12 protein-coding genes are annotated in these 13,093 nt (G+C 39.6%); all 12 read right to left on the reverse strand.

Annotation, left to right across the window (positions count from 1 at the left end; all coding sequences use genetic code 11):
* Nucleotides 1–11: 11 nt before the first annotated feature.
* A complete protein-coding gene (locus E4T79_RS03295; RefSeq protein ID WP_135027700.1) occupies nucleotides 12–1,352 on the reverse strand; it encodes a CHAP domain-containing protein in 1,341 nt (446 codons plus the stop codon).
* 13 nt (nucleotides 1,353–1,365) lie between these two features.
* Entirely contained in the window at nucleotides 1,366–1,623 is a 258-nt protein-coding gene (locus E4T79_RS03300) for a hypothetical protein (RefSeq protein WP_135027702.1), read from the reverse strand.
* Between the two features lie 17 nt (nucleotides 1,624–1,640).
* Nucleotides 1,641–3,590, reverse strand: a complete 1,950-nt coding sequence (locus E4T79_RS03305; protein WP_135027705.1) for a virulence factor — start codon at nucleotides 3,588–3,590, stop codon at nucleotides 1,641–1,643.
* 11 nt (nucleotides 3,591–3,601) lie between these two features.
* Nucleotides 3,602–4,249, reverse strand: a complete 648-nt coding sequence (locus E4T79_RS03310; RefSeq protein WP_135027708.1) for a hypothetical protein — start codon at nucleotides 4,247–4,249, stop codon at nucleotides 3,602–3,604.
* A complete protein-coding gene (locus E4T79_RS03315; RefSeq protein ID WP_135027886.1) occupies nucleotides 4,249–4,554 on the reverse strand; it encodes a DUF5592 family protein in 306 nt (101 codons plus the stop codon). Before E4T79_RS03315 ends, E4T79_RS03310 begins: the two co-directional genes overlap by 1 nt.
* 236 nt (nucleotides 4,555–4,790) lie before the next feature.
* Entirely contained in the window at nucleotides 4,791–5,075 is a 285-nt protein-coding gene (locus E4T79_RS03320; RefSeq protein WP_135027711.1) for a BRCT domain-containing protein, read from the reverse strand.
* Nucleotides 5,076–5,080: 5 nt separating this feature from the next.
* Nucleotides 5,081–7,198, reverse strand: coding sequence for a pLS20_p028 family conjugation system transmembrane protein (locus tag E4T79_RS03325; RefSeq protein ID WP_135027714.1), 2,118 nt, complete (start codon nucleotides 7,196–7,198; stop codon nucleotides 5,081–5,083).
* A gap of 120 nt (nucleotides 7,199–7,318) precedes the next feature.
* Nucleotides 7,319–7,798 carry a hypothetical protein gene (locus E4T79_RS03330; RefSeq protein ID WP_135027889.1) on the reverse strand — a complete coding sequence of 160 codons (480 nt, stop codon included), beginning with the start codon at nucleotides 7,796–7,798 and terminating at the stop codon, nucleotides 7,319–7,321.
* Between the two features lie 99 nt (nucleotides 7,799–7,897).
* Nucleotides 7,898–11,047 (reverse strand): VirD4-like conjugal transfer protein, CD1115 family, encoded by a 3,150-nt coding sequence (locus E4T79_RS03335; protein ID WP_135027717.1) that lies wholly within the window; start codon nucleotides 11,045–11,047, stop codon nucleotides 7,898–7,900.
* Entirely contained in the window at nucleotides 11,040–11,297 is a 258-nt protein-coding gene (locus E4T79_RS03340; RefSeq protein WP_135027720.1) for a hypothetical protein, read from the reverse strand. The genes E4T79_RS03335 and E4T79_RS03340 overlap by 8 nt, the downstream gene beginning before the upstream one ends.
* Before the next feature lie 178 nt (nucleotides 11,298–11,475).
* Nucleotides 11,476–12,474, reverse strand: coding sequence for an acyltransferase family protein (locus E4T79_RS03345; RefSeq protein ID WP_135027723.1), 999 nt, complete (start codon nucleotides 12,472–12,474; stop codon nucleotides 11,476–11,478).
* Between the two features lie 181 nt (nucleotides 12,475–12,655).
* Entirely contained in the window at nucleotides 12,656–13,093 is a 438-nt protein-coding gene (locus E4T79_RS03350) for a single-stranded DNA-binding protein (protein WP_135027726.1), read from the reverse strand.

Genomic DNA, 13,093 nt, shown 5'->3' on the forward strand with positions numbered 1-13,093 from the left:
TGTATTCCTTTTTATTTTCCGAGTTTAGGCTCTTTACCGTCTGGATAAGCAAAGGTCGTGATTTCTGCTTTTTGTTGTTCTGGTGTCCAAATACGGTAATTCCATGTATAAGATTTTTTGAAATAATCTGCACCTGATAACGGCGTATTTTGTTCCACAATGAGGATAGAGCCATTTTCAAAGACATGACAGACAATTCCTGTATGGCCATAGCCACCGCCGCCATTCTGAGTCGAGAAGATAGCGCCTTTCTTAGGTGTCGTTTTAACACCATTCCCAAAGATATTAGCCCATGCAGCCGCTTGGTCTTTCCCATTTCCACTAACAGATCCTGAATGCCCCCAGAGGTGATTTCCGAGACTAATGGTTAGGTTCACACATTGACCAGCTAGATAATCATTCCCTGGATGATACCATCCAGAGGAACTGGCATAAGCCATACCAAGCGTTTTGGGATCAATAATGTATTGTTTCAAACTCTCTGGAAGATTATCTGGTCCGTAGCCCCAGGCAGTCGCATCAGATGGCACTTGACCTGTTCCATCAGTAGCACCATTTGAAGATGAATCACTACATTCTTTACTCTGATGACTGGTAAAGGTATCAGATGGACCACTATCTCCAGGTGAAGCTGTTTCGGCCTGATAGGGCTTTTCTCCATGAACACTAATCGCTTCTTTATCCAGCCACTCATATTTCTTCCCAAGTGTCTGATACATCGCCGTCAACTTCGCTTTATAATCACCAGCAGTTGCCCAGCCGCCATCCGCAATGGCTGAGAGGGTGGCTACGCCATCAGTATTATTGATAGCTTTAGTATAAAGGGTTTGGTGAGCCATAAACTCAGCCTTCCCCACAATCCCTGCATCATAGCTTGAGAACCAGGTATAGGCGCCACCTGTCCCATCGCCAACATTGGCTCCTGGTTTGGTTCCTGATAAGTCAACACTTTCTTCCCCATAGGTCGCAATCGTGACAGGAAAGTTACTCTTGCTGGAGGTTTTAACCCCTCCCATATTATGGGCTTGCCAAAACGAGGTGCCATTAGGATTGGAGAAATTAAAACCATTTTCAATCATGGTCTGTGTTATGGAGACAGACGGTAAGAAGCCGCCTGCTTTCCAAGAGAGAATATAGGCTTCTTTGTGTTCCTTGACAAAGGAATCAATGGATCCATCATCTGAAGAAATAGAGGGATTTGTTGAAGTTGAGCTGGAGACCTCTGTCATACAATTCGTTTGTGAACTACGAACAGCTCCTAGAATACCCGCTAGAATGGTAACACCCACACTCATCAGAAAGACAACAGAGACGAGTGGCAGTATTATTTTCAAAAAAACAACTTTTTTCACTTCAGCCCTCTTTCTACCATAAACCTAAAATCGTTCGGATAAGGGCATAGAAGATTAAGAAAATAATAAAGCCAACCCCTACCTTCCTCAGACTTTCTAAAAACTCTTGATCACGTGCCTTTTGAGCAGCTAAACGCTTTGAATCAGATTCCCCTTCCGAAGCAAAATAATCCCGTTCTGCTTTCATCTTAGCCTTCGTGACCAACACATACTCATCAAACGCCTGTTTTTTACGGCCAAAATAACCGAGTTGCTTGTTCTTTTGTGACATAAAACGTTCCTTTCTTTCTACTGGATACCACCATAGCGTTGTACTTCTGGAGTTAATAATTGCTGGTTAAAGACGAGATTTCCAACTCCTGCAATGTTCATAAACAACTGCCCCTTAATTAAACGTGGTAAAGTCTCTAGTTCAGATTGATTCATGGAACCTGCTAGAGCATTGGCAAGTAAGGGAATACTTGTCTCGTCTGTCTGCGCAAACACACGGTACTGCATGAGTCCAAAGATACGCTGCACCGCTGTGACGTAAGGGTCCTTATGATTTCCTGCTCCTGACTCGAATAGAATCCCTCTCAGTGAGTTAACAGATAACACAACCCCCGCAAAGTTTTCCCCCATGGAATCAATCATATCTGCTAGTAACGCCACACTGCTTTCATACTTTGGATTAATAAGAGTCTGCGCTTCACTGATATTCACAATATAATGTTCCATGTCCATCTCCGTTAGATTTGGATTCGCTTTGAGGAGTTGTTTGCAGCGCTTGCCGTTGTTGACAATATCTGCTGAGACCAAGGAGAGGACGGAAAAGATTTGGGCATTTAGCAGGTGAGGTGTCCCTTTTAGACCTGAAAAGTCAAAGGTTACCACCTGCTCCGACGAAATATCCTGAAACTCAGTCGTCCCCTCAAACATTTCGGCATTTGTGGTTAATAGTTCATTGAAAGTTTTATAAATACGATTGACCGATTTAATTTCAAGATCATCAGGATTACTCTGCGACATCAGACTACGCTTATAGTCATCCGCAAACAGAATAAAATCTGACAAAATTGGATACTCCTCATTCACCAAATCTGTCGCTTTTAACTTTTCTGGGTTCAATTTAGGGTTGCGTGCCCATAGACCTTCTTCAATATAAAACTCATTCAGCATATCCCCGAAGGTCGTTAAATCATCCCCTGTTACTTCATGATTGAGTAATTTGAAAATACTCTTGAGTTTCTGGATATGCAGGTTATACGATTTCTTCTTGTCTATTTCGCTTCCTTCTTCATTGGTTACCGTTGGGAAGACCTGGAAAATGTTGATCCGATTAGCTTCTCCTGATAAGTCTAAAATGAGCCCATATTGTTGCCTAGTTTGATCAAGGAATGTCCCGTTGGCATCAAAGTTACGAATATAGTTCCCCTTGGCATAGAGTCCGTCAGTGTGTTTTAAAAGAAAAGAGCGTTGCCCCATTTTGGGATTGCCCGAAAGAATCATAAAGGAACGCGTCCTACGATCATCCCGTTCTAGAAAGTTAAAATTAACTGCACCTTTAGTTGGGGTCCAGCCCATATAGACTCCTCGCTGGTCTTCTAGCTTGGTATGATTAAAGAAGTAGCCACCTGCTAGGTCATGCGCTCGAATGGGAATCCCACGTCTACGATTAGGCAAATCAATTTGATACTGAGCTGGTATGAATGGTGCATGGTATTCAAAATCCAACTCTCCTGAGAGAATCGTTGACTTGAAGTTAGACGTCTTATCTTTAATATCCTCTACCTTCTTAAAAAGGGCTTCTTTTGTCGAGGCTGACGAATAGTTGCGCACATACATTCCTAACATGGCGATGTTCTTCTTGGTGATCTCTCGATCCAGCTGAGTCAGATCCTTGATTTCATCTAATTCTTGTTGGTTATCAACGATTTTACTATTGCCTGTAATCCGTGTTGATTTTTCCTCAATCGCATCCTTAATTTCCTGCTTCAGCTCTTTATTATTGGCACGATACAAGGATAAGAACGAACGGGTTCCTGGAATCAACATCAGATCCGACAGCCAAAAGCAATCTAAATCTTCTGAAGGGTATTCGTAAAAATGAAGAACCGTATGATGACCATCACCACTCATCCAGGAGCGGTCGTCTTTCTTGAAATCAATATTCCCTTGTGGTTGAATATGACTGAGAAAAGCCAAATCATAACCTTGTGCTTTTAGCTGTCTCTGTCTGCGTTTTGATAATTCTGGCATGACGCTCCTCCTTACACTTTTTCATTCATATTGTTAAATTGCTTCAGGATTTGTTCCTTCTTGATTCGGGTAATGTCTTGAGGGACAAAATCATTATTGCCATAAGACTTGGCTTTACGAACCAGATCGTCTAACTCGCTTGTCGTTGGCGCAAAGAGCCATAGAATAAACTCAGTATTATAGATTTCTTGTTGGATGCTCTCTTCCACCTGAAGCTCCTGTCTGAGAATCCTCTCACGATCCAGCAATTGCAAGTAGCGACGTGAGTCAGGCAATAGCTTTGCTTTTTCTTGACGAACCAGACTCAAATGGTGACGGAGATCCATTATCTGAGTATCCGTATTGGTTGGTAGGGTCGTTGTTTCAATCTGAATATCGGTATTAAAGTCCGTTAACCATTTTTCAAAGTTATCAATAGTCCGTCTGATTTCATTGTAAGAGAGTGACCCTAAATCCTTTCCTGGAATCTCCATCAGCTGAAGATAACCATAATCGACTAATTGAATATAGGCTTGGCGATTATCAATGATGGATTTGACATCCAGTAATTCTACGCAAGAATGGAGGTCAAAATAGGCCTGATTGTCTTTCTTACTCTCTTGTTTTCGTCCTAATGATCGTCTTTCACTTGGCTTAGTTTGTGTTTGTTTAATGGCCATTAACCCTTCTCCCTTCTCTGGTAATTCAAGCTGACATAACGTTTGCGTCGTCTTCTAAAAAAGAGAAACATGCTCTGCCAATTCTTCTTCCCACCATTGGTTGGTAAAACTAAGTACAGACACACTAACGGTGTGAGCACCACAAAAGCCAGTAATTGCGGCCACTGACTGGTTGGAAAAATCCTCGTTCCAACGGATACAGCGGCTACAGCTGACCCGCCTACAAATACAATATCAGCCATTACTAATCCTATGATTTTGACTTTAGCGTAGATGTCCCGTGGGACACCGTATTTTTCATCCATTCTAATCAACTCCTTTTCATTGATACTTCCATCATAAGAGATAATGACATTGTCTGCAGTAAGCGGACAAATCAATTCCAGCTGATGGTTAAAAATCTCATTTTATATAAAAAGTTATCTATCTTTATGTACAAAAAAGCCTCAAGATTAGCCTGAGACTTGTTTCTATTAACATAGTATATACCATGTTAATACTTTGCCTTTCTTTGAAAAAACGTAAATATCAATACTGCCTATCACACTTGAGAGCTTTTTACCATATTAAAAAATGCTTCTTCTGACAAAATCATGATTGGCTGACCTGTTGATATTCGGGATAGAGTTGCTTCATACTTCTTAGAACGTTTATCTGGTTCAAAGAGATCTAATTGCTTATGACCTGCCAATAAAATATCCGTTTGGCTAGAAACATAGCCTTGAACAACAGCTCCCTGATTTTCTAAGAAGACAATCACTTCTTGCCTTGTCATCGGACGTAAACTTCCTGTAATCACAATAACCTTACCTGCCAAATCTATCATAGGGCTTACTCATCGCTTTCATCCACTTCAGCCCCTCTGATATGGGATTGGCCTTGCATCCGCTGAGCTGACTGCTGCATTTGTTGGTTCATATAGTTCATTTGGTGCATGGAGTGTTGGAGGTTTCGTTTCGCTGAAGAATCTGTTTTCGGTTTTTTAGGAGCATCCTGACTTACATTGGAAAGAGGCGTTTCTCCTGAAAGCTCTGTCGGATTACTAACACCAGAGAACGCTTCTCCTGAAGGCTCTGTAGAAGATACCGTAGGGTCTGTAATCCCGCCACCAGAGGAACCAGTTTCATCTGAGATTGTTCCAGAATTATCAAATCCTGCCGAAGCATCTGGATCATAAGGCGAAACAGGTTGAGGATAATCCTTAAAACTATGATCTTTCAATCCGCGATACACCGCATCATGGCCAGCTTGTTCTTTCTGATCAATATGATTAGCGATGCCTCCTGCAAAATCTTTGACTTTCCCAATAGCTTCTTTCCCCATCAGGTCGGCAGCACTGTACATGTTACTGAGGCCACCTTTAGCAGTATTGGCTAATCCTTGATCTCTCGTTGCATTCCAAGCCCCTCGGATACCGCCTCCAGTTACAGCTAAGCTATTGCCGAGTACCTTACTTCCTCCTGCGACCATTCCTGGCGCTTTCTTAGCCATATTCATACCAAATTGTCCTGCCCCTATGGCCAGATTTCCAGCAGCTCCAGCTCCAGTCGCAAAAGCTTGACCAGCCATCATGGCACCAATTAACTGTTGGGCCGTATCACTGTGACCTGTTGATACACCAAGCCAACGCTCAATCATCGAAACGCCTTGCATGGCCGCAAAGAAAAGACCAATATAAACGAGACAAGCCGCCAAACACTGTTCCCACATGCTTAAGCCATCAAAGAAACCACCTGAGAGCTTGGTTACTGCCGATACCGATAGGGTTGGCAAATCTCGACAAATTTCAAGAGTCACTCGCATAATCACCACTTCAAAGAAAATACCTGCCAAAGCGCCACCCATGGTTCGTAATAGCTCTTTATACTTCTTAGAGTTGGATAAGGAAGAATAGCCTTGTAGCGGTGAAATCATCGCTTGAATCACAATATCAAAGACGGATTTCACCAGTTTAATTGACATAGAAATCAACAAGACAATCAAGATGATATACTGCATAAACATCCCAATCCAATTGACCTTGTAACGCATATAAACAGGTTCAAAAGCGTTTAATTCGCCAACAACTCGATGCTCCTTAATTGTTTCAACCCCAGTCTGATTGGCGTTCAATCGATGAAGAAATAAACCTTTTAATCCTGTTTGTTGATTATCTTCTAGTTCTTGCAATAAGTCTGTATTGGATGCACCATAGGTTGCTCCAAAATCAATCCGTGTCGCAAAATCAGTAGTATCCCGCTTATCGGCACTATCCGTAATCTTATTAACAGGTGTTGAGCCTTCTTTGGGTGGTTTGATATAGCCAAAGTTATCCAGTGGAAAGAGTTCCGTTGAAAAGTCATTGTCAATCAAGACTTTAAGATCCACAATGTTGTTCTTCATCGGCTGGATGGCTAAAGAGGAATAGTGCTTACTGCCTTCTGGCGCTTCACTAGAGACCGTTTGAATGTTCATGGCATCCTGAGCAACGACAGAAGAAATGGTTGTTAGGGCCAATGGTAAGGCGGCGGTTACCATGGTGACCAGCAAGAAGTTGGTAATCACGCCTTTATACTTGACCGGTTTCGTGAAAACACCCGTGATAGCACTGACCACCAAAATCAAGGTAAATAGAGTCGTCCCAATCACCTGAAACCAGTAAAAGAATTGACCAATGACGGTGTTACTATCCCCTAAGTAGCCAAAAAGTCCAAAAAGTTTGAACATGTTATTAAAAACATGTTCCAGACTAACGGTGATGGAGTATAAGGCTTTAGCAATACTGCCTGGAATATAAGCCAAGAAAGAGAGAAAGGCTGGGGTCGAATCCAGGTAGTTGCTCCAATATTTGTAAAAAGAAGCCATCTTCTCCGCATTCTCTCCTGTAATATTCCCGTTGGTCTTGCCATTAATATCTAGAAATCCTTTTTCTAGGGCATTGACCAAATCTGAATAAGTGTCGTATGTCAACTGAAGGTACCTACTTTCTGTTTATGATACCTTCATCATAAGGGATAATGACATTCTCTGCAGTAAGCGGACAAGTCACAGGAAAACATCAAAAAAGCCTCACATATGAGACTTTTTCATTTATTTAGCTTCACCTGAGAAATCATAGAATCCACCTTCAGCAAAATGATTGCGACGTAATTCAATTATTCTAATTTTTTTACCGCCATCCGAAAGAGAAATTTGAAAATAAGCATCCGAAGTATCTAATTTTTCTTTCTTACTGCTAATTGCTATTGTAAAGTTCTCTGAGTTCTTAACTTCATCTTCCAAAGAGGTCAAAGCTCCCGAGGCAGATGATGGTAAATCTGCTTTAGAAACCATTTTAAAATATACTTTTTCACCATTCGAATTAGTAATACTACTATCTTTTTTATCAAAAGAAAGTGTATCTCCGCCACTATTAAAAAAACTTTCGTAAGCCCTTAGTTCTGCACTTCCTGTATAAGAGTTTTGAAGATCATTTTTTACAATATCTTCCGTTGACTTTTGCCCACAAGCCACAAGCATAATAAGGGCTAGTCCGAGGGTTAGGAAACCAAACCACTTTTTCATGTTCATCATCCATTCTCCTTGAGTTTTCTTGTTTTCATTATATCAGAAAACTGATTTTCAGGCAATCGTTTATACATGTTATTATATAACTTTTTGGTCATCTCGTTAGATAACATCGTCCACGAAGAAACCATCGTCATCGTCTTCCTCGTCAAAGACTGCTGCTATCGCAGCATGAGTTAAATCAGCTGAAGAAGTAAACTGAGATTGAGCGAGAGGCTTCGATTGTTGCTTTCTCGTCGCCAATTGAGGCGTTTCTCCATTTGTCCTCATACGGTCAGTCAGGGCTTGTCGCCAGTCAATAATCTTTGTAAAGGTACTTTGTGCCCCTACAGCTATATCCTGAAGATCAAGTTCTCTATGGTCGCTCTCTACTGGAATATCCGCTAAAGTCATAGAGTGATCGAACTCGTCTTGAAGGAACATGTAGCGATAAGGGAAAGCTGTCTTTTCATGTAAAAAGATTGGATCTGTCGTCACCTTGCGACCTGCATTGTCTCGATCTTTCACCCCACGTAGAATAACCGCTTCTCCTCCTTGCAATTTGGCCAACTGTGTCGGTGCCAGTAGTTCCTGCCTAGGATTTTCAATGGATACATTTGGATTGGCTTCATCTAATATATTACTTGAACGTCGCCGACGTGTAATGGTTCGTGAACCTAAATCCTTGCTAAAGCGACTATTGGTCTTATCAGAAGTAGATTTCACGTAGATTTTAAGCGAACAGTTGTCTTGAATAGTTGCAGCAGTGTTCTCACCATACTTATCAACCAGTTGTTCCAAGTTTTGAATCCAAAGGTAGTAAAGAATATTTTGGCCAAGACCAATTGAAATCTTGGTATCCATATGTGGAACGGCAGGAATATTGGTAAACTCATCAAGGATATGAAGAATCCTATTAACACACTTGCGACCATTTGAAAGAGCTAGCTCAAAATTAGCATTAAATAACTGATCCAGGAACAGCGAAACGATACTGTTATATTCTGTCCGATTGGGTGGTGTCACCAAGTAAATGATTTTGGGATTGTCTGAATAAACTAAATCAATATCTTCTTCTTGAAGAAGGTTATCCTCTTGTTTATTTAAAACCGTAACCTTGATATGATCCAGTACAGGTTTTCTCGTATACTCATCAAGTTTAATCACCTTACCACGTTTCTGATAGATTTTTTCAGCTGAGAATTGGAAAACCTTGTGACGAATACTTGAATCACCATTGTTTTTATGATCAAAATCAATAGTTACGAAGAATTGATCAGGAAGTTTTGGTGCAATCACATAATTCAGATAGCCGTCCCCATCGATAAGAACTGTCGCTGCATCCACGTGAGTAACTTGTCTTGTCATTTTACCCCAAGCTGTCTGGCTAGTGATACTGATTTTAGCCGTCTTATAAGCAAACTCATTGCGCATGGCAACGCTGGAACTTGAACGGAACTTAATTGACAGGCGACGTGGGAAACCAACCGATTCCAAATCAATAGAATTTTTAGATGTGAGTTTGGCGATATTGTCTTGCAAAAAGAGGTTAATCCCACTCATCATGCTAGAGAAGACGTTTCCTTTAGTTTCTTCTGAAGCAAAGTCAGATGACCTGAAGTTGAGGTCAGCCATATCTCTAAATTTAGAAAACTTCTCCTGATTAATCTTCCGAAGATTATCAAAGTAAACCGTGATTTTCGATTTTTTCTTAACTTGCTGATCACGGTCTGGATTCTCAACGATTTCACCAAAGTCATTAACAAAGACTTCTTCAGATCCTAAATCTGTTAGGAATTTAGCAATATTACGAACCGTTACTGTGTCCCAGGCATCCGTTTCACCATTCTTGAATGTTTCATTAGATCGGTCAATCAAAGCCATAGCAATTGCATTAAAGAGAGAAATGGAGGTATCTTCCCAGTATTTAGCATTTCCGTTACCGACACCAGGTTTCGTTTTACGATAAATAGCTTCAGCTACCGCATTAACCCTTGTCTGGGTCATCTCATAATAGCCTTTTTTAGCTGCCGCAATCGCAAGAGCTAGGGGATTGTAAGACATGGACCAGTCCATGTTTTGGAAGGAAAGGACATTGACGTCATAACCACGTCGACGCATGGTTTTATAAGATGACTGATAATGCTCACCCTTCGGATCAGCTAGAACCATAGAGGGCTGAATTTCAGCACGGCTATTGATGTCTATTGTCGTTGTGATATGTCCTTCACCTTTACCAGAGCGGATCATCCCGATACCAAGCACATTGGTAGTACTGTCATCAATGTAGTAGTCTCCTGAAGCGCTAGCATAGATACCTAATATTTTTTCTGCATTGGTCATATAGCGACTAAAGGTTCGATTTTGCCAAAGCATCTGGGATCCAAGAGTCAATCCTGCTAGATTATTTCTAGTCTCGTGCAGAACGGGTACTCCTCCCTCTCCTGGATAAATCTCTGTCTTATTTGGAATCTTCTTATACTGCCGATGAATTTCCTTAACGGTCGCAAAACGATCATCCCCTTCCTCGTTGTGATTATAATCACGATATTGTTCAAAGTTTACCCAGGCTGATCTCCAAGCAATCACTAGACCAAACAGAAAGATTGGTATTGCTAGAATGGGGGCTATTACAAACACCCTAGCATTTAATAAATTCTGAATTAACAAGCTATCTACATTGAAGGTAGCAATCTGACTACTATCCCTCAAGCTCACTACTGAAAAATAAAGGAAACGAATAGCTGCCCTCAAAACTGTTACTAAATAATTTGTTAGAATAAAGGCAATGAAATTGAATCCTATTCCCATAAAAATAAAGCTACGATAGTTTTTAAAGTAAAGCAAGGGTCTCATCTCTTTATCAAACCGTTTCCTATCTCGCTTTACAAAGGGAATCTTATAGATGAGACGAAAGATAAGATTCCCAAATAAAAGGAATACGAATGCCGGAGAAATAATCATAAGGTGCTTGATAAGATTCCATACTTGCTTACCTTTTTCTTTAATGCTTGCTTTCCAGTCAAAGTTATGACGATATTTCCAAAAATAAACTAGCTCCTCTCTCTTATCCTTGATATATTCCTTCATCACTTTTCTACCCTCGATAAGACCTTTTATCGTCTGAAAAAGATGAGACAGAGGTTTCCTAATCAATCTTATTCCCTGATAACAAAGATAGCTCAAGAAGGCAAGCAATAGAAAAGCATTGAGACGGTTAACTTTCGCTAGTTGAATCAGTGTGTAATAAATGATTTCTAACCAACTAAACATACTGTTCACCTCGCATTTCTTCTAAAAAATGGTTAATCTTCTTTCCATAGAAACTAGAAAAAAGAAAGATCTTAAATTGTAGCTGAGGGGAAGCAAGTTGATAGCGTTCCAAATAAGAACAAACGCCCTGCTCTATTCCTAGGTGAGTCGTCCATCGATGACAGCTTCGACCTTGTTTCAAATAGTTTTCAACCTGAAGTGAGTCAGCCATCAAATCATCAGACTGGTCATCTATTTGTTTTCTTGTCATAAATAATGTTCCTTTCCAATTTTGTTATGAATATACTACTAGTGTAAGAGATAATTGATTTTTCTGCGTTAAGGGGACAAGTCAAAATTAAAGATTCCCAATTCATACAATTACTGCAGATAAAAGACAGAACCTAATTTACAGATTCTGTCTTTCTTATCTTCAGTAAAATACCTCATTATCCTCTGTCTTCAGTAGCATTTTTAAAAAAACAATATTTCCTAATAGAATCAACTGGATATTTCCAATAGGAAACTAATAAAGATATAGGAACCGCTAATAGTAAGTATACGATCTTCCCCATAGGGCTTGATTGGAATAAGGCGTAAAATCCTAGATATTTACCACATAAAATATATACTGTTGAATGCCAAAAATAGACATTAATGGAATATCGTCCTATCCTTGTCAGAACTATTTTTCTTGTTGGAACAATCAATAATATCGCTAACCCTAAAATAGACGATATAAGGTACGTCAATATCCTTAAATATAGACCAGATAATGCCATAGTATCTAAAAAGGGATTTCTTCCTGTGAACAGCGGTCGTAAAAAATAAATAGCATCTAACCAAACATAACAAGATAGCAACCATCCTATGAATACCAGCCAACCGCCTGCCACGAATAATCTATTTTTCTTTAACTCCAAAAAATTCTGCCCATTAAACAATGCACCAGCTATATAGAATGGAGAAAACACAATAGCTCGAGAAAGGTATAGAAAATCACCAATATTCTTATCATAACCTGTAAAGCAAGCCAAAACAATCGTTGCAACCAGTAAATATCTCTTATTTTGATTACGCAAAATATAAAATATACCTGTGTAAATTGCTAATACAAACATGAACCACGGTAGATCTGCATCTCCCAAAATATCAAACGTTGGTTGTGAATTACCAAGGAAAACGCTAAGGAATAAGTTCAAAATTTTGAGTAAAAATCCAATACTACAATAAAACACGATCTTTTGAATTGGATTTTTGTTACTCTGAAATAGACCGGAGATAAAAATAAATAAAGGCATATGCCACGAATAAACAAATATAAACAACGTTTTTGCAACATCTGAAAAGTCTACAGCCCCTTGAATCATATGCCCTGCAACAACTGAGATAATCAAAAACATTTTTACATTATCCCAAAAAACAACCCGCTCTGTTTTCAAAATCATACCTCGTTTTTCAATAAATATTAAAAATTATTAAGCTACTATATTATATCATAAAAATACTGTCATCTATCAACATTTTTTAATATAATCTAACCTAATAAATGCCATATTACACAACAAAACCAGCAAATGATACAAAATCAAATACTGGTTTTATTTGTTTTAAGTGATTACTCTCATTCTAAAAGGGTTCATCCGCATCTATTGGTTCTGGATACTTTGAAGCTGATGAAGAAAATGCTGGCTGAAAAGGAAGCTCTTGTGCTTGTTTCCGTTTAGTAGCAGCCTCCTTGCTTTCAAGGAAAGTAATCCCATTGAACTGGTCTGGTGCAATATACTGAAACGTTCGACGTTGACCTTCTTTATTCATATACACTCGTTGAATAATTTCTCCTTTTATTAGGATAGGTGATCCTTTTGACAGACTTTGACTCATAACATCAGCTTGTTTTCCATACACTTGCACATGGAAAAAACTAGGAACTGGTTTTTTATCCTGATCAAGTTGACTTGAGTCACAAACAAAATCAAATTTGAAACTTGTATAACCATTTGTTGTTTTTCCAAGGGCATCTGCTGGAATATCCGAAACTCGCCCATAAGCAATAAATTCTTGCAT

This window comes from Streptococcus sp. LYSM12 (assembly GCF_004569635.1).
Lineage (GTDB): Bacteria > Bacillota > Bacilli > Lactobacillales > Streptococcaceae > Streptococcus.

Bases quoted from the DNA above. Each gene is read 5' to 3' on its own strand.
- E4T79_RS03300 (WP_135027702.1), bottom strand. From the start codon at position 1,623: ATGTCACAAAAGAACAAGCAACTCGGTTATTTTGGCCGTAAAAAACAG.
- E4T79_RS03305 (WP_135027705.1), bottom strand. From the start codon at position 3,590: ATGCCAGAATTATCAAAACGCAGACAGAGACAGCTAAAAGCACAAGGT.
- E4T79_RS03310 (WP_135027708.1), bottom strand. From the start codon at position 4,249: ATGGCCATTAAACAAACACAAACTAAGCCAAGTGAAAGACGATCATTA.
- E4T79_RS03315 (WP_135027886.1), bottom strand. From the start codon at position 4,554: ATGGATGAAAAATACGGTGTCCCACGGGACATCTACGCTAAAGTCAAA.
- E4T79_RS03320 (WP_135027711.1), bottom strand. From the start codon at position 5,075: ATGATAGATTTGGCAGGTAAGGTTATTGTGATTACAGGAAGTTTACGT.
- E4T79_RS03330 (WP_135027889.1), bottom strand. From the start codon at position 7,798: ATGAACATGAAAAAGTGGTTTGGTTTCCTAACCCTCGGACTAGCCCTT.
- E4T79_RS03335 (WP_135027717.1), bottom strand. From the start codon at position 11,047: ATGTTTAGTTGGTTAGAAATCATTTATTACACACTGATTCAACTAGCG.
- E4T79_RS03340 (WP_135027720.1), bottom strand. From the start codon at position 11,297: ATGACAAGAAAACAAATAGATGACCAGTCTGATGATTTGATGGCTGAC.
- E4T79_RS03345 (WP_135027723.1), bottom strand. From the start codon at position 12,474: ATGATTTTGAAAACAGAGCGGGTTGTTTTTTGGGATAATGTAAAAATG.
- E4T79_RS03350 (WP_135027726.1), bottom strand. From the start codon at position 13,093: ATGCAAGAATTTATTGCTTATGGGCGAGTTTCGGATATTCCAGCAGAT.